Origin of the sequence: Devosia honganensis (assembly GCF_042648785.1) — a bacterium.
Taxonomy (GTDB): domain Bacteria; phylum Pseudomonadota; class Alphaproteobacteria; order Rhizobiales; family Devosiaceae; genus Devosia; species Devosia honganensis.
Genome location: NZ_JBHRYD010000006.1, coordinates 1 through 15,908, shown reverse-complemented (window position 1 = coordinate 15,908; position 15,908 = coordinate 1). Strand labels below are relative to the sequence as shown.

Here is a 15,908-nt window from a genome sequence, read left to right as displayed (position 1 = left end):
AAAAGTGTCAGGCATGTCCCCGAACATCTGTCAGCTATGTATCAGGGCCGAACAACAAGTCGGGTGGTGACGGTGGGGGATGGGCCGGGTGGGCGATTGGGCGGCGTGGACCGGGTTCTAGAGGCTTTCATGTTTTGACGGAATCGACGACCAGCGCTCCCTCCCCCTTGAGGGGAGGGTTGGGGAGGGGGTGGGTTTGGCGGAGCACCGAAGGACCCCCACCCCCGACCCCTCCCCTCAAGGGGGAGGGGAGCAAGAAGGCGCTGATCCACTTGACAGTGAAAGGCTCTAAACCGGGCCGGGGCGCACCGAGTGGCGCCAGACAGGGACGGGCTCGATGATGCGGCGCTGGGCGCTGCCCGGCGCGGGGCGCAGCAGCAGGTCCACCACTTCGTCGGCCATGGCGTCGAGCGGCTGGGAGAAGGTGGTGAGCCGGTAGGAATCCCAGCCCGCCTGCTCGATGTCGTCGAACCCCACCACGCACAGGTCGCGCGGGATGGCGAGGCCGAATTCGTGCCGCGCCACGTCCATGAAGCCCAGCGCCAAAAGGTCGGTGACGCAGAACACCCCGTCGGGCGCCTGCGAGCGCCCGAACACCCGCCGCGCCGCGTCCCGGCCGGAGGCGTAATGGGTGGGGCCGGCCTCGGTGACGGCGACCGGCAGGCCCGCGGCGCGGGCGGCCTCGACGAAGACCCGCTCGCGCTCGACCAGGCTCGCCGTGCGCGCATTGGAGGTGACGAGGCCCAGCCGCCGGCACCCGGCCCGGCGCAGCAGGAACAGCGCCTCGCGCCCGGCCATGGCGTTGTCGACGCCCAGATTGCTGCTGCCGCGCAGGTCTTCGTCGCGATTGATGAGGATGACCTGCTGGCCATTGGCCAGGCACGTCTCGATGAGCGAGGCCGGCGGCGTGCCCGACAGCACCACCGTGGCGTCGGCCCGGTAGTTGAGGGTCTGGCGCAGCGCCGAATCGACGCTTTCGGTTTCCGTCTCGGTGTTGATCACCATGGTGATCTTGCCGGCGGCCTGCAGCTTGCGGGTCAGCACCTCGACCATGCGGGCGCGGATCGGCGTGGTCATGTCGGCGACCACGAGGCAGACGATATTGCTGCGCTCGCGCAGGCCCCGCGCCAGATGGTTGACGTGATAGCCCAGCGCCCCGGCCGCCTCCAGCACCTTGCGGCGGGTGGCCTCGGAAACGCTGGCCCCATGGGTGAAGGTGCGCGACACGGCCGAGCGCGAGACGCCCGCCCGATCGGCGACCATCTGCGCGCTGACGAAACTCCGCGATCTGGATTCGCTCATCTGCCGCCCCTGACGAAGGCTGGCGATTAATGGAGCGAAACGACGCCGCGTCAAGTGCGGGCGGCGGCGGCGCCGAGGGCGAGGACGAAGCGGAACCGGGCATCCCCCTCCCACCACATGGGGAAATTGGTGCCCCATTTGTTGTTGTAGAGATTGACCCGCAGACCCGGGCCGAAATCGGGACGCTCGGGCTGGAAGGGCAGGAAGGGCGCGCCGGCGGGCGCCACCAGCGCCGCATCGAGCAGGTCGAGCCGGAGCGGCAAATCGCCGATGGCGGCGGCCACCGCCTCGACGGCCTGCAATTGCCCGCCGCCGCGCCGCACCATGGCGCCGCCCCGATGCCAGAGCCCCAGCTTGGCCAACTGCCAATCGGTGGCGCCCGCCGGCGTGAAGCGCAGGAAACCGGCCTCGGGCATGCGGTTGGCGGGTTTATCGCGGAGGATCAGGGAGATTTCCAGCCGCTGCGCGTCGAGGGCGCTTATAGCCAGTTCGGCCCGGGCGGGGGCGCCCAGATCCGCATGGGCGCCGGCGGGCAGTCCGGCGATGCCGGTGCGGTCCGCAATGCCCAGATGGCGCGGCACGAAACGGGCGGCGCGGGCGGTGCGGGCCCGGGCGAGGCCCGGCTTGTCGTGATCGAGCACGGCCCATTCCTGCCGGTGTACCAGATAGGTGTCGAGATGGGTTTGGAGGGCGGCGTGGTCGTAGCTCTCGTGCTCATAGGCGAACAGCCCCTCCGCCCCGCCGGCGAGGACGGTGCCGTCGGGGGCGGCGAGGGAGACGATGGCGCCGGTCCGGGGCGAGAGCGATGCCGCCCAGCCGCCAGCGCGCAGTTCGGTGCCGGGAGCGGGGGCGGCCGGGACGGGGACGGGCGGCAGGACGGCCTCGGCTGCGGCACGGTCCCGCTCCCCGAGCCGGGCGATGGCGGCGTCGATATAGGCGCGCTGCTCGGCCCAGGACCGCTCGGCATAGGCGAAGCGGTAATCGGCGGCGCGGGCGCGCTCGAAATCGGCGCGGTCCCAGGCGCTCTCGTCGCGCAGATAGGTCTTGATGTCGACGCCCCAGGTATGCTCGGCCACCATGGCCAGCTCCCGCCCGAAAGCGAGGCGTTCGGGGGTGGGGTCACCGTCCCAGCCATCATAGAGCCGTTGCAGGGCGCGGAAGCGGGCGAGCTTGTGCGGATCGGTGGCGGCGCCGTGGATCCAGCTATCGCCGATCTCCTCGTCGATGACGGGAAAAGCGGCGCGCCGCGCCCACATCTCGGCCCCGAAGGCATCCAGGCTCGAGGCGCGGATGCGGGCATCGGGCGCTTCGTGGCGCAGATGGCGCAGCGCCTCCACCGTCTGGGCGACGCTTTGCGGGCCGATATTGTCATTGGTATGGGCGAAGCTGAGCCCGATATCCTCGCCGGCGGGGAAATCGGTGGCGCCGTAGGAATTCTGGTACATCACCACCACTTCCGCGCCGCCGGGGGCGCGCCAGCGAAAGATCGGCGGCACGTCGGGGACGGGGCTGGCGGTATTGACCCCCAGATGGAGGAATTTCACCCCCGCCCCGGCCAGCAGCGTCACCATGCCCAGCGTATGGCCGGGCACGTCGGTCATCTTGGCGGCGATGGTGGCGCGGCCGAAGCGCCGGTCGAGCTCCTGCGCATAGGACAGGCCCGCCCGGAACAGGGCCGGCGACATCAATTCGGTATGGGTGGTGTAGGGCAGGGCGTGCCAGGTGATCAGCCCGCGCTCGATGGCGCGTTCGAGCCGCCGCACCCGCGCGGGGTCCTGGCTATGCAGATGGTCCCAGATCAGCCAGGCCCCGGTGGTCCAGACAAAGGCCGGCTCCTCGGGATTTTCGGCGAAGAAATGCTCGCCGGTGGCGATGGCCTGGGGAATGAACTGGTCGTGATATTGCGCCCGCACCCGGGCGGCGTGATCGGTGAACCCGATATCGAGATGGGTCTTGAAGACGAGGTGGATCTGTCTGGTCATGGAAATTCCGGTCAGCCCACCGTGCCGCGCACGACGAGCCTGGTGTTGAGCGTTTCCTCGAAGCGCGGGGCGCCGGGATCCTCGAGGCGCCTGAGGATGAGGCGGACCAGCGCCCGCACGCGCGCGTCGAGGTCGAATTTCACCGTGGTGAGGTTGTAGCTTTTCCAGTGCGACTGGGCGATGTCGTCGAACCCCACCACCTTGACGTCCTCGGGCACGCGCAGGCCCAGCTCGTGCCGCAGCGCATCGATGACGCCGAAGGCGCCCACATCGTTGGCGGCAAAGACCGCATCGGCCCCCTTGCCCACGCGGAACAGGTCGATGGTGGCCTGATAGGCGGCCTCATAGCTGAAATCGCCGCGCACCACCGCCGGCGGCTCGAGCCCGCGATCGGCCATGACGCGGCGCAGCGTACGCTCGCGCGCGCCATCGGCGCGGGACCGCTCCAGCCCCGACACATAGGCGATGCGCCGCGCCCCGAACCCCTCGAGCAGCGCCACCGCCTGGTCGATGCCGTCGCGCTGCAGGATGTTGAGCCGGTCGTAAAGCGGCGCGCCGGGCGGCTCGGCGTCCTCGTCGGTCTGGGGATAGTTCACATAGATGGGCACGGCCCGGTCGAGAAAGCGCGCCAGGGTCGCCGGCTTGACGTTCTCGACGAAGGCGATGACCGAATCGGGATTGAAGCCGCGCATATAGGAGAGCAGCTTCTCGTCCATGGAATAATCGGTGCGGGTCTTGAACAGCAGGGTGGCGAAGCCCTGGTTCTGCAAGGCGGTGGTGAGGGCGTCGATCTCCTGGCTTTCCCAATGGCTGCACACGTCCGGGACGATGACGCCCACCAGATGGGAACGGCCGCTGACCAGCGCCCGGGCCGCCCGGTCGGGCGTGTAGTTGAGCTCCTGGGCGATGCGCAGGATGAGCTCGCGCTTTTCGGGCTTGAGCGAGGCATGCGGGTTGAAGGCGCGCGAAACGGCGACGCGCGAGACATTGGCGCGGGCGGCGACCATTTCCGCGGTGGCCCGGCCGTGCGGGGCTCGATCGGTCTCGCTCACGCGCTGCTCCTCAATGTCATCCCGAGCGGATGAAAACGTGTTCATTCTCTGGCCCCTGCGCCGCCCGCTGTCAAGGCGGCTGCGCCGGGCCAGGGGTGGAATGAGCGGCCGGGATGTCATCGCAACGTCGCATGGAACTGGCATTGGGCGAGGGCGGCCGGACGGCCGCCGCGGTCGTCGGCGAATTCTCCGCATTGACGAACCATGAAAACGTGTTCATTCTGGCTCGGCCTGTCGGCTCCGGGACGATCCCGCCGCAGGCCAACACAGGCTGCCGGAGAATTCGGCGCCACCATTTGGGAGGAATTGCGATGAGCAATCGTCTGCGCAGTCTTGCGCTTGGTCTTGCCGGCGCCACCGCCATGGCGATCCCGGCCTTTGCCGTTGATCTGGACATCACCTGCCGCTGCGTCATCGGCGGCGTCAACAGCGCCACCGCCGAGTGGATCGAAGAAAGCGTGATCCCGGCCTTTGAGGCCGCCAATCCGGACATCAACGTCACCCTCAACCAGTTCGGCGGCGAAGACGCCCAGCTCACCCAGCAGCTGGCGCTCGACTTCTCCACCGGCGCCGGCCCCGACATTTCGGGCTTCGACGGCTTCCTCATCCCCTCCTTCGCCGAAGGCGGCCTGCTCAAGTCGCTCGACGAGCTGATCGGCGAGGACTACGCCAACTGGGAAGGCTGGGACCACATCTCGCCGGGCATCCGTTCCATCCTCTCCTATGAGGGCGAGACCTACGGCGTGGGCCTGGGCACCGACGTGCGCATGGTCTTCGTGCGTTCCGACCTGCTGGACGAGGCCGGCATCGACGCCGATGGCTGGCAGCCCTCCTCCTGGACCGACCTGCTCGACGCCGCCCGCAAGCTCAAGGAAGCGGGCGTCGAATTCCCGCTGCAGCTCAATGCCGGCGTCGCCATGGGCGAAGCCACCACCATGCAGGGCTACTGGATGGCGCTGCTGGGCACGGGCGAGGCCGTCACCGACGCGGACGGCAAATATATCGTCTCCAGCCCGGGCATTCTCGACACGCTCGAGCTCTACAAGACCATCTATGTCGACGAGGCGCTGGGCGACCAGCGCGCCCAGATGCTGGCGGACGGCCGCAACCGCTCCTTCGCCAATTTCCGCGACGGCAAGACCGCCATGCTGGTGGAGGGCGACTGGTTCTACCGCTCGGTCACCGCGCCGGGCGCCGAATTCGAGGTGGCCGACCGCGACGAGGTCATGAGCTGGAAGAAGATGCCGGCCCAGGAGCCGGGCGCCGGCTGGAACGGCCAGGACTTCGTCTCCATCTCGGGCGGCACCGGCTATGTGATCAACCCCAATACCGAGCATCCCCAGGAAGCCTGGAAGTTCCTCTCCTTCATGATGAGCCAGGAACAGATGACCGCCTTCCAGGACTACCAGCCGGGCATCCGCTCGCGCTCGGACGTGCCGATCCCGGATTCGCCCTTCCTGACCGAGACCAGCCAGGCGCTGCTGCCCCTGACCACGGCCCGTCCCAACGACGCCAACTACAATGCGGTCAGCCAGGAAATCCAGCGCATGACCGAAGCGGTGGTCTCGGGCGAGCTCTCGCCGGAAGAGGCCATGGCCCAGTACAAGGCGGCGGTGGTCTCCATCGTGGGCGAAGAGAACACGGTCAGCCTCTAGCCTCCCTGCCCGCCCGGTGCCCGCAAGGGCGCCGGGTTGCGGTTCATCCAGGCGCGCCGCCGCTCCCATTCCCCTCCCCTTGAGGGGAATGGGGTGGGGGTTCCGCACTATCGATTTTCTCGATGAACCGTTCGGATTCCCGGACAATCCCGAACCCCCACCCTCATTCCCTCCCCTCAAGGGGGAGGGAGGCGAAGGAGCCGGGCTCGCGGCTTGATCCGTAGCTGAACTGGAGCAAAATCACCCATGACCACCGAACCTCTGGCCACCAGCCCCAAGCGCAGGGTCCGCAATTTCGCGCTGCTCTCCAACCGGGCGGGCGCCACTTTCCTGACCCCGGCGGGGCTGCTGGTCTCGATCTTCGTCATCGTGCCGTTCTTCTGGGTGATCTTCGTCTCCTTCACCAACCGCACGCTGCTGGGGCGCACCGCGCTCAATCCCGAATTCGTCGGGCTGGCCAATTACCTGTCGCTGTTCGACCCGGCGACCTTCTTCCAGCGCGGCCAGTTCGGCTTCTCGCTGATCCTGACCACGCAGTTCGTCCTGGCCTCGGCCCTGGTCGGGCAGGCGCTGCTGGGGCTGCTGCTGGCCTGGCTGATCCAGACCGTGCCGCCCTGGATCAAGCGCATCACCGAAACCTTCGTCATCGCCGCCTGGATCCTGCCCGAAGTGGTGATCGGCTTCGCCTGGTTCGCCTTTCTCGACCGCGACGCCGGCACGCTCAACATGCTGCTCACCAGCATCGGCCTGCCCGAGGGCGATTTCCTCTTGCAGCAGCCCTTCTGGGTCATCGTGGTGTTCAACACCTGGCGCGGCGCCGCCTTCTCGATGATGCTGTTCAACTCGGCCTTCTCCTCCATCCCGCCCAGCTATTTCCAGGCAGCGGACGTGGCCGGGGCCTCCTCCTGGCAGAAATTCCGCGATATCGGCCTGCCGCTGATCCGGGGCCATATCGTCACCGACCTCATCCTCATCACCATGTGGACCTTCAACACCTTCACCCCGTTCCTGCTGACCAATGGCGGGCCCAGCTACCGCACGGAACTGGTGTCGATCTACAATTACCGCGTCGCCTTCCAGGACTTCCAGTTCGGCAAGGGCGCCGCCGTCGCCGTCATCATGATGCTGATCAACCTGGCCTTCGCGCTGGTCTATCTGAGCATAGGCCGCAAGAAAACGGCGCCACGGACCTGAGGACGAGGCCATGAAGCTCACCTTCCCCGCCCTGTTCGGCCGCATCGCCTTCTCGGCGCTGGCCGCGCTGATCGGCATCGCCTTCGCCCTGCCGCTGCTCTGGTTCGTGTTCGCGCCCTTCAACGCGCGGGCCGAGCTGGGCCTGGCCGTCCCCGATCCCTGGACGCTGGGCAATTTCATGACCGTGTTCGGCAATTCCTTCGCCATGCAGGCGCTCTGGAACAGCTTCATCCAGGCGGCGGGCGGCGTCATCCTGGTGGGGGCGGCGGCGACGCTGGCCGCCTATGCGCTGTCGCGCTCCTCCATCCCGGGCAAGGGCGCGGTCACCTATATCCTGCTGCTGTTCTCCTCGGTGGTGTCGGGCTCGGCGGCCATGGTGCCGATCTTCCTCATCATCTCCTCGGCCGGGCTGATGGACACCCATATCGCGGTGATCCTGACCTTTGCCGGGGGGCTGCTGCCCACCGCCATGTTCATCCTGCGCGATTTCATCGACGGCATTCCCAAATCCTACGAGGAAAGCGCCATGGTGGCGGGCGCCTCGCCGGTGCAGGCGTTTTTCGACGTCGCCCTGCCGGTGATCCGGCCCGGCATCGTGGTCATCGTGGTGTGGAGCTTCGTCAATATCTGGGGGAGCTTCCTCATCCCCTTCATCCTGCTGCGCTCCAGCCAGAACATGCCGGCCTCGGTCGCCATCTATTCGTTCTATTCGGAGGCCGGCACCCCGGTGGTGACGCTCCTGGCGGCCTATGCGCTCATCTATTCGCTGCCCGTCGTGGCGCTTTATCTCTTCGTTAGCTGGAAGTTCGGCTTCCGCTTCTTCGGCGGCATCAAGGCTTAGTCTCATGGCATCTGTAGAATTCGAGAACGTCACCAAGCGCTTCGGCGACTTCACCGCCGTCGGCGATGTCAGCTTCGATATCGGCGACGGGGAGTTCGTGTGCCTGCTCGGCCCCTCGGGCTGCGGCAAGACCACCTCGCTGCGCATGATCGCGGGGCTGGAAACCCCCACCGCCGGCAAGATCCGCATCGGCGGCGAGGAGGTGGGGCACCTGCACCCCAAGGACCGCAACATCGCCATGGTGTTCCAGGACTATGCGCTCTATCCGCACATGAACCTGGCCGACAACATCGCCTATCCGCTCAAGGTGCGCGGCGAAGCGCTCGAAAAGCGCCACGCCCGGGCGCGGGAGGTGGCCGACGTGCTCAAGATCGGCCATCTCATGGACCGCCTGCCCAGCCAGATCTCCGGCGGCCAGCAGCAGCGCACCTCGCTGGCCCGGGCCCTGGTCTATCCGGCCAAGGTCTATCTGTTCGACGAGCCGCTCTCCAATCTCGACGCCAAATTGCGGCTCGAGGCGCGCGGCTTCCTCAACCATTTGCAGCGCGACATGGGCATGACCGCCGTTTACGTCACCCACGACCAGGCCGAGGCCATGGCGCTGGCCACCCGCATCGCGGTGATGGACCATGGCAGCATCGTGCAATATGCCTCGCCCATCGAGATCTATCGCCGCCCGGCCACCACCTTTGTCGCCAATTTCGTCGGCAATCCGCCGATGAACCTGGTGGCGGTCGAGGCCATGCAGGCGGAGGGAAAACTGCAATTGCGCGCGAAGGGGCTGGCCATAGAGGGTCTGCCCATGACCGAGGCCATCGCCGCGGCGCTGGCGGCGGGCGGCGGGCTGACGCTGGGCGTGCGGCCCGAGCATCTGGCCGTGGTGGCCCCGGACGCCGCCAATGCCATCACCGCGCCGTTGTTCGCCAATGAGAATATGGGCCCCGAAAGCCTCGTCACCATCGACCGGGGCGAAAGCGCCAGGGTCACGGCGCGCATCTTCACCGACGACCATCTCGAGCTGGGCGAGCGGGTGACGCTGGGCTTTGCGCCCGGGCACGTGCACCTGTTCGACGGCAAGGGCCTGCGCATCCCGGCGGCGGGGGAATGATGCAATTGGCCGGATTCGCGCAGGGCGCTTCCCCCTCCCCCTTGAGGGGAGGGGTTAGGGGTGGGGGTTCCGGCCTCAGCGGTCCAACGAACCTTCCGAACCCCCACCCTCAGTCCCTCCCCTCAAGGGGGAGGGAGGCGCAAGAACGAGCGCAGCGGCCATGACCATGATCAACGCTCATCTCACCCGCGCCGACCAGGCCGCCAATCCCTATTACTACATCCCCTTCGCGGTGCCCCCCGGCACCACGCGCCTCGACGTCACGCTCGCCTATGCCAAGGCCGAGGACTGCGTCATCGATCTGGGCGCCTTCGATCCGCGCGACACCGGCTACCCCGCCGCCGAAGGCTTTCGCGGCTGGAGCGGGGGAGCGCGGGACGCCTTCTTCATCGCCGCCGACGACGCCACCCCCGGCTATGTGCATGGCGAAATCCAGCCCGGCACCTGGCACGTCATCCTGGGGCTCTATAAAATCCCCGCAGCCGGCGCCGACATCACCCTCACCATCACGCTCGACGATGCCGCGCGCGCCGTGCTGCCGCCTCCAGCCCGCAGCTTTCCGGCGCGGGAAGGCGCCGGCTGGTACAAGGGGGACCTGCATTGCCACACCTTCCATTCGGACGCGCGCGGCGCCCCCGAGACGCTGCACGCGGCGGCGGTGCAGGCCGGGCTCGACTTCCTCGCCGTGGCCGACCACAACACCATCACCCAGCGCCGCTATTTCCATCCCAATTCCTCGCCGGACCTGGTCTTCGTGCGGGCCATGGAGGTGACGACGGCGGTGGGCCACGCCAATGTCTATGGCGTCGACGAGTGGATCGATTTCCGCATGACCAAGCCTCAAGATGCGCATGTGCTGGAACGGCTGGTGCATGAAAAGGGCGGGCTGCTCTCGATCAACCACGACAAGCCCACCATTCCCTGGGACTATGATTTCCCCGCCGCCGACTGCCAGGAGGTCTGGCAATCGACCTGGCTGGCCTGGAACTGGGTGTCGCTGGCGCGCTGGCAGGCGCGGCTGGCCGCCGGCATGAAGCTGGCAGCCATCGGCGGCTCGGATTTCCACCAGCCCGAAACCCTGCAGCCGGAGGGGCCGCTGGTGCTGGCGCGGCCCACCACGGTGCTCTATCTGCCCGAATTGAGCGAGGCGGCGGTGCTGGCGGCGATGAAGGCGGGCCATGGCTATGTCACCGAAAGCCCCACCGGCCCGCATCTGGAGATCGGCGCCGGCGGCACGGCGATGGGCGGCACGGTATCGGAGCTTTCGCAGGTCGACCTGCATGTGCGCGGCGCGGCGGGCGACCTGCTGGTGCTGGTGGACGCCACCGGCACCATCGCCGAGCGCGAGATCGGCGAGGCGGACTGGCGGGAGCGGATCGCGCTGGCCGCCCCGCAAAAATTCGTCCGCGCCGAAATCGTCGCCCGCGCCAGCCGCGACCGGCTCATCGCCGAATTCACCGCTGCGCTGGGGGGGCGGGAGCTGCCCTGGCAACTCAAAAATATCGACCTCGCCACCCAGCCCATCCGCCGGGCGCTGGGCAATCCGATCTATGTAGATCAGCAATGATTTCCCCGAGCCTCCGGCTCCATCGTCTCCCTTCCCCTTGAGGGGAGGGAATGAGGGTGGGGGGAGGGGAACAGAAGGAGTGCCTCATGCTCATCGCTAATGCGCCCTGTTCCTGGGGCATCGCCTATCCCAGCGGCAATCGCTATGGCTGGGAGCAATATCTGGACGAAGTGGCCGCGGCCGGCTATCGCGGCACCGAATTGGGGCCGTTCGGCTATTTCCCCAAGGACGCCGCCCTGCTCAAGGACGAACTGGCCCGGCGCGGCCTCGCCTTGGTCGGCGCCACCCATGTGCACACGCTGGGCGATGCCGGCTCGGCGCCCGTCCTGCTCGAAACGCTGCGCGAGCTTGCCGCCCTGCTGGTCTCGCTGGGCGCCGGGCACCTGGTCATCATGGACGAGAGCAATTTCTATCCCGCCGGGCGCGAGGGCGTTCTGGACGAGGCGGGCTGGCAGGGCCTGGTCGCCATGGTGCGCGACGCGCAGAAGCTGGTCGAGACCGAATACGGCCTCAAGCTCAGCTTCCACCCCCATATCGGTACCGCGGTGGAAAAGGAGGCCCAGATCGACCGCCTGCTTGCGCAAACCGCGATCGATCTGTGCTTCGATACCGGCCACCACGCCTTCTGGGACCAGGACCCGCTGGCCTATATGGAAAAAATCTTCCCCCGCATCGCCTATATGCACCTCAAAAACGTCGATCCGGCCGTGCGCGCCCGCGTGCTGGCGGGCGAATTGAGCGTGGCCCAATCCTATGGCGCCGGGGTGATGTGCCCGCTGCCCGACGGGGCGGTGGACATCGGGGCGGTGATGGATCTGCTGCGCGCACGAGGGTTTGCCGGCCCCGTGGTGGTGGAGCAGGACGTGGCCGACCATGCGGCGGAGACCCCGCTCCAGCTCGCCACCCGCAATCTGGCGTTTCTCCGAGGCCTGTGAGCGCCCGGAACGGGCCGCGCCGCCTTCCCCCTGCCCCGGCGATGGGTTAAATGCGCCAAGGGGAGGGCCGGATGATCACCTGTTTCGACATTGGCGGCACCACGATCAAGGGCGCGCTGGCCAGCGGCCCGGACCGGGTCGCGCCGCTGGGGCGGGTGCCGACCCCGCGGGCGGATTTCGACGCCTTCGCCGCCGCGATCGCGGAGCTGGTCGCCCGAGGCGGCGCCCCGGCGGGAGCGCCGGTGGCCATTTCCGTCACCGGGGTGATCGACCCGCAAACCGGCCGCGCCACCGTCGCCAATATCCCCTGCATCGACGGCCGCAAGCTGGGCGAGGACCTGTCGGCCCGGCTCGGCCGCCCGGTGCTGGTCGCCAATGATGCCGACTGCTTCGTGCTGGCCGAGGCCCGGGCCGGGGCCGGCCGCGGACACCGCGTGGTGTTCGGCGCCATATTGGGCACCGGCGTGGGCGGCGGGCTGGTGGTGGAGGGCAGGCTGTTCCGCGGCGCCGGCGGACTGGCCGGGGAATGGGGCCATGGCACCATACTGGCCACCAGGCTCGAGGCCGCGCCCCATGAACTGCCGCATTTTCCCTGCGGCTGCGGGCTGGCGGGGTGCGTCGACACGGTGGGTGGGGCGCGCGGGCTCGAACGGCTGCACCGGCACCTGCATGGCGGCGAGGCGGCCAGCACCGCAATCATCGCGGACTGGGAGGCGGGCGGCACGGCGGCGGCAAGGACCATCGGGCTTTACCTCGAGCTGGTTTCGCAGCCGCTGGCGCTGGTGGTCAATGTCGCAGGGCCCGATATCGTGCCGGTCGGGGGCGGGCTGGGCAACAGCCACGCGCTGGTCGAGCGGCTCGACCGGGCCGTGCGCGGGCGCATCCTGCGCCGGCTCGACCGGCCCCTGCTGGTGCCGGCGCAATTGACGGTCGATGCCGGGCTGCTGGGCGCCGCCCATCTGGCGCTGTCGGAGGGTTTTGGATGACGCTGCTGGAGATCTGCATCGACGACGCGGCCGGGCTCGCCGCGGCCATCGCCGGCGGCGCCGACCGGGTGGAAGTGTGCGCGGCGCTGGAGCTGGGCGGGCTGACCCCTGCCCCGGGGCTGATGGCGCTGGCCGCCGGAGCCGGCATTCCGGCGCGGGCCATGATCCGCCCGCGCCCCGGCGATTTCGTCTTCGACGCCGGCGATATCGACGCCATGCTCGGCGACATCGCCGCCGCCAGGGCCGCCGGGCTCGAGGGCGTGGTGCTGGGCGCCAGCCACGCCGACGGGCGGCTCGACCTGGAAACGCTGGGCGTCCTGTGCGCGGCGGCAACGGGCCTGAAACGCACCCTGCACCGCGCCATCGACCTGGTGCCCGACATGGCGGCGGCGGTGGACGCGGCGATCGCCCTGGGGTTCGACACCATATTGAGCTCGGGACAGGCGCGCACCGCGCCCGAAGGCATGGCGCAACTGGCGCTGGCCCATCGCCGCGCCCGGGGCCGGCTGACCGTCATGGCCGGGGCCGGCATCACCGAGCGGACCGCGCCGGCCCTGCTGGCGCAGCTACCGCTCGGCGCCGTGCACGGCTCCTGCTCCGAACCGGCCTCTCCCTCGGGCCCGGCGGCGCGGCATCTGGGCTTCGCCAGCCCGGCACGGCGGACCACCAGCGCTGCCAAGGTGGCGGCGCTGAAAGCGGCAATACGGCAGCTCGTTTGATCGCCGTTGTCCGCACAAACGCTGTGCCGCCCGGTGGGGGATAAATTGCGCCAGGAGTCCTAAACGGACACTTCCCCCTCGTGGGGGAGGGGGTGCTGGTCGCCGCTTTCGTTACAATGTGGAAGGCTCTATCCCACGAGCACGGGCGCGGTGCAGCGCACGCCGTGGACGCGCAGGTCGGCCTCGCCGATTCCCAGGCCGAGGACGGAAAGGGCCGTCTCGATGGTCGCATCGAGGATGGGGGCAAGCGGGGCCAGCAGGTCGCGGACCGCCCGCTCGACGAGGTGGGGCGGCGACAGCCCCAGGCCCAGCACCCGCACCGTCAGGTCCAGCCGGTCCAGCAGCGAGCCGGCAAGCGAGGCGATGGGCGTGGTGGTGCGGGCGGTCTTGACCCGGCCGGCGCCGATCTCGGCGGAGGAGAAATGCAGCGTCGCCGGCGCGGTCCGGGCCAGTTCGACCAAGGCCGATCCGGTGACCTTGAGCAGCAGCGCATCGACCAGCGCCACGGAGGCGACCGGGGGCGGCGTGCCGAAATCGTGCAGCGCCGCCGCACTCATTTCCCCCAAGGCGAAGCGCAGCGCGCCGGGCCGCACGTCCAGCGTGGCGCTGCCATTGGGGGCGGCGGCGGACGGACAGGCGGCCTCGGTCACCCGCGCCTCGGCATGGGCCAGATCGAGCCAGAGCGGCAGCCGCACGCCGGCGCCCAGCAGCACCGGGCCGCCCAGCAAGCCGGCTTCGAGCCGCAGCCGCGTCTGGACGGTGCGCACCACCGTGCCGGCGGGGCCGCTGGCGAACCACTGGCCGCCCTGGGGCGGCTCGCCCACCGCCAGGTCCAGCTTGAGCGTGGCGAGGCCCGGCACCGAAGCCCCGAGGGCGAGGGCGGCCTGGCGCCGGCCATCGGCAAGCGCGGCGGCAGCGCCGAGCAGGTCCAGCGCCGACACCGAAAGCCCGGCTACGGGCCCGGCCTCGCCCGGCGCCAGGCCGCCCAGCCGCCCCAGCGAGAACAGCTTGCCCAGCGCCACCGGGCTGCCCGGCCCGGCGCCCGCCACCCGCTCGAGCGCGCTCCGTGCCGGGCCGGTCAGCAATTCGGCCAGCGCGCCGGCGACGGTGCCGGCATTGGCCTCCATGGCCAGCAATTCGTCATAGCTGGCGACGCTCACCCCCATCCGCGGCGCCAGCGCGTCGAGGAAGTCCAGCACCCCGATTTCCGCCGCGGCCAGCGCCGCATGGTCCATGACGCTCAGCTCCAGCGTCGTGCCCAGCAGGGTCGAGAGCAGCGCATTGACCATGCCGCCCTCGAGGCCGGCCAGCCGCGAGCCGACCGAAAAGGCGATTTCGGGCGTGGCCGCGGCAATGCCCGAAACGCCGATGGTGGGCGCGCCGGTGAAGCTGGCGGCGAAATAGAGCCTGCCCGGACGCTCGAGGGACACTTGCACCGCATTGGGCGCCACCGCGCCGGGCTGGAAGCGGCTGCCGATTTCGGGCAGCGTCTCGTCGTAACGGCCGGTGATGACGGTCAGCCCGTCCGTGCCGTCCGGGGGGAGGAGCCGGGCTCCGGACAGCACGGACCGGGCGATCTCGGCGGCCCGGGCGGGATCGGCGGCCGCCGAAATGGCTGCGAGGTCCACCCCGGCCTGCATCATGCGCCGCTCGTGATAGAGCGCGGCGGCATCCACCGCCAATGCCGATACGATGGCCGAGAGAGCGAAGCCGCAGGCGAACAGCACGGCGATATTGCCGCGCTCGTCGCCAAGGAAGCGGCGCCCGGTCATATCCCGCCCCGCCGGATGGAAGCGCCCGAGACGATCTGCCGGCCCGGCAGCGGCAGGGGCGGATAGAGATTCCAGATGGGCAGGTGGGAGGCGTCGTAGCGCAGTTCCACGACATATTGATTGGCGTCGCCGGGATGATCGCCGATGACATGATCGAGCCGATCCGGATCGATCAGCATATAGGCGGCGGCATTGCGGGCGAGATAGGCTTCCACCAGCCGGTCGCGCTCGTCCTGGTTGCGGCCGGCAATGGCGGTGCGGGCGGCATCGGCGGCCAGTTGCTGCATGGCGTGGGCGGCGCCGAAATAGATGCCATAGGCCATCATCCCGGTCAGCATCAGCAGGAAGACCGGCGTGAGGATGGCGAATTCGATGGCGGCCGTGCCGCGCGTATCGCGCAGGGGGCCGAGGCTGCGCAGGACCATTCTGGCCTCCAGCGACGGACATTGGGTCCGCTCCAGCATCGCGCCGGACCATGGCGAGCCGGTAAAGGCGGTGCTGGGTAGAAATGCCCAGCCCCATCGGCATCGCCCCGATCCGGGAAAAGACGGGGCGGCCCGGGGAAAAGGTGCATGCGGCGCCCGGCGAAACGCGATAGAGGCTTTCAGGTTTTGACGGCAGCGGCGGCGGTCGCTGCCTCCCCCTTGGACCTTCCTGGATTGATTTTTGTTGCCCACACAAGCACTTTGCTGCCCTCGGGCTCGACCCGAGGGCCGGCTTGGGAGCCCCGAAACCCGGTTTCCTGCACGTGGATAGCGGCCCTCGGGTCAAGCAACCGTGGATCAGCTTTGGAAC

General features: G+C 68.9%; 13 protein-coding genes. 8 read left to right on the top strand and 5 right to left on the bottom strand.

What is annotated here, in order from left to right; translation table 11 throughout:
* Nucleotides 1–288: 288 nt before the first annotated feature.
* The 3 genes from ACFOOL_RS08940 to ACFOOL_RS08930 are packed head-to-tail and all read right to left on the bottom strand — an operon-like array spanning nucleotide 289 to nucleotide 4,291.
* On the bottom strand, nucleotides 289–1,302 hold the full coding sequence (locus tag ACFOOL_RS08940; RefSeq protein WP_380096617.1) for a LacI family DNA-binding transcriptional regulator: 1,014 nt from the start codon (nucleotides 1,300–1,302) through the stop codon (nucleotides 289–291).
* 50 nt (nucleotides 1,303–1,352) lie between these two features.
* Nucleotides 1,353–3,284: a DUF5054 domain-containing protein gene (locus ACFOOL_RS08935; RefSeq protein ID WP_380096616.1), complete on the bottom strand. Its 1,932-nt coding sequence runs from the start codon at nucleotides 3,282–3,284 to the stop codon at nucleotides 1,353–1,355.
* An 11-nt stretch (nucleotides 3,285–3,295) separates the two neighbouring features.
* On the bottom strand, nucleotides 3,296–4,291 hold the full coding sequence (locus tag ACFOOL_RS08930) for a LacI family DNA-binding transcriptional regulator (protein ID WP_380096618.1): 996 nt from the start codon (nucleotides 4,289–4,291) through the stop codon (nucleotides 3,296–3,298).
* A gap of 356 nt (nucleotides 4,292–4,647) precedes the next feature.
* Between ACFOOL_RS08930 and ACFOOL_RS08925 the strand changes: the two genes are divergently transcribed.
* From ACFOOL_RS08925 to ACFOOL_RS08890, 8 genes are all read left to right on the top strand, one after another.
* Nucleotides 4,648–5,991, top strand: coding sequence for an extracellular solute-binding protein (locus ACFOOL_RS08925; protein WP_380096615.1), 1,344 nt, complete (start codon nucleotides 4,648–4,650; stop codon nucleotides 5,989–5,991).
* A 246-nt stretch (nucleotides 5,992–6,237) separates the two neighbouring features.
* Nucleotides 6,238–7,185 carry a carbohydrate ABC transporter permease gene (locus ACFOOL_RS08920; RefSeq protein ID WP_380096614.1) on the top strand — a complete coding sequence of 316 codons (948 nt, stop codon included), beginning with the start codon at nucleotides 6,238–6,240 and terminating at the stop codon, nucleotides 7,183–7,185.
* 10 nt (nucleotides 7,186–7,195) lie between these two features.
* On the top strand, nucleotides 7,196–8,026 hold the full coding sequence (locus tag ACFOOL_RS08915; RefSeq protein ID WP_380096613.1) for a carbohydrate ABC transporter permease: 831 nt from the start codon (nucleotides 7,196–7,198) through the stop codon (nucleotides 8,024–8,026).
* Between the two features lie 4 nt (nucleotides 8,027–8,030).
* Nucleotides 8,031–9,134 (top strand): ABC transporter ATP-binding protein, encoded by a 1,104-nt coding sequence (locus tag ACFOOL_RS08910; protein ID WP_380096612.1) that lies wholly within the window; start codon nucleotides 8,031–8,033, stop codon nucleotides 9,132–9,134.
* 160 nt (nucleotides 9,135–9,294) lie between these two features.
* Nucleotides 9,295–10,701, top strand: coding sequence for a CehA/McbA family metallohydrolase (locus ACFOOL_RS08905; RefSeq protein WP_380096611.1), 1,407 nt, complete (start codon nucleotides 9,295–9,297; stop codon nucleotides 10,699–10,701).
* Between the two features lie 86 nt (nucleotides 10,702–10,787).
* Nucleotides 10,788–11,636 carry a sugar phosphate isomerase/epimerase family protein gene (locus tag ACFOOL_RS08900; RefSeq protein WP_380096610.1) on the top strand — a complete coding sequence of 283 codons (849 nt, stop codon included), beginning with the start codon at nucleotides 10,788–10,790 and terminating at the stop codon, nucleotides 11,634–11,636.
* 71 nt (nucleotides 11,637–11,707) lie between these two features.
* Nucleotides 11,708–12,622, top strand: a complete 915-nt coding sequence (locus ACFOOL_RS08895; RefSeq protein ID WP_380096609.1) for an ROK family protein — start codon at nucleotides 11,708–11,710, stop codon at nucleotides 12,620–12,622.
* Complete coding sequence (locus ACFOOL_RS08890; RefSeq protein ID WP_380096608.1) at nucleotides 12,619–13,341, top strand: copper homeostasis protein CutC; 723 nt, start codon at nucleotides 12,619–12,621, stop codon at nucleotides 13,339–13,341. Before ACFOOL_RS08895 ends, ACFOOL_RS08890 begins: the two co-directional genes overlap by 4 nt.
* Before the next feature lie 128 nt (nucleotides 13,342–13,469).
* On the opposite strand, the gene ACFOOL_RS08885 is transcribed toward ACFOOL_RS08890, so the two are convergent.
* Both ACFOOL_RS08885 and ACFOOL_RS08880 read right to left on the bottom strand, forming a co-directional pair.
* Nucleotides 13,470–15,113 (bottom strand): TadG family pilus assembly protein, encoded by a 1,644-nt coding sequence (locus ACFOOL_RS08885; RefSeq protein ID WP_380096607.1) that lies wholly within the window; start codon nucleotides 15,111–15,113, stop codon nucleotides 13,470–13,472.
* Entirely contained in the window at nucleotides 15,110–15,538 is a 429-nt protein-coding gene (locus tag ACFOOL_RS08880) for a TadE/TadG family type IV pilus assembly protein (RefSeq protein WP_380096606.1), read from the bottom strand. The genes ACFOOL_RS08885 and ACFOOL_RS08880 overlap by 4 nt, the downstream gene beginning before the upstream one ends.
* Nucleotides 15,539–15,908 lie beyond the last annotated feature (370 nt).

Bases quoted from the DNA above. Each gene is read 5' to 3' on its own strand.
- ACFOOL_RS08940 (WP_380096617.1), bottom strand. From the start codon at position 1,302: ATGAGCGAATCCAGATCGCGGAGTTTCGTCAGCGCGCAGATGGTCGCC.
- ACFOOL_RS08935 (WP_380096616.1), bottom strand. From the start codon at position 3,284: ATGACCAGACAGATCCACCTCGTCTTCAAGACCCATCTCGATATCGGG.
- ACFOOL_RS08930 (WP_380096618.1), bottom strand. From the start codon at position 4,291: ATGGTCGCCGCCCGCGCCAATGTCTCGCGCGTCGCCGTTTCGCGCGCC.
- ACFOOL_RS08925 (WP_380096615.1), top strand. From the start codon at position 4,648: ATGAGCAATCGTCTGCGCAGTCTTGCGCTTGGTCTTGCCGGCGCCACC.
- ACFOOL_RS08920 (WP_380096614.1), top strand. From the start codon at position 6,238: ATGACCACCGAACCTCTGGCCACCAGCCCCAAGCGCAGGGTCCGCAAT.
- ACFOOL_RS08915 (WP_380096613.1), top strand. From the start codon at position 7,196: ATGAAGCTCACCTTCCCCGCCCTGTTCGGCCGCATCGCCTTCTCGGCG.
- ACFOOL_RS08910 (WP_380096612.1), top strand. From the start codon at position 8,031: ATGGCATCTGTAGAATTCGAGAACGTCACCAAGCGCTTCGGCGACTTC.
- ACFOOL_RS08905 (WP_380096611.1), top strand. From the start codon at position 9,295: ATGACCATGATCAACGCTCATCTCACCCGCGCCGACCAGGCCGCCAAT.
- ACFOOL_RS08900 (WP_380096610.1), top strand. From the start codon at position 10,788: ATGCTCATCGCTAATGCGCCCTGTTCCTGGGGCATCGCCTATCCCAGC.
- ACFOOL_RS08895 (WP_380096609.1), top strand. From the start codon at position 11,708: ATGATCACCTGTTTCGACATTGGCGGCACCACGATCAAGGGCGCGCTG.
- ACFOOL_RS08890 (WP_380096608.1), top strand. From the start codon at position 12,619: ATGACGCTGCTGGAGATCTGCATCGACGACGCGGCCGGGCTCGCCGCG.
- ACFOOL_RS08885 (WP_380096607.1), bottom strand. From the start codon at position 15,113: ATGACCGGGCGCCGCTTCCTTGGCGACGAGCGCGGCAATATCGCCGTG.
- ACFOOL_RS08880 (WP_380096606.1), bottom strand. From the start codon at position 15,538: ATGGTCCTGCGCAGCCTCGGCCCCCTGCGCGATACGCGCGGCACGGCC.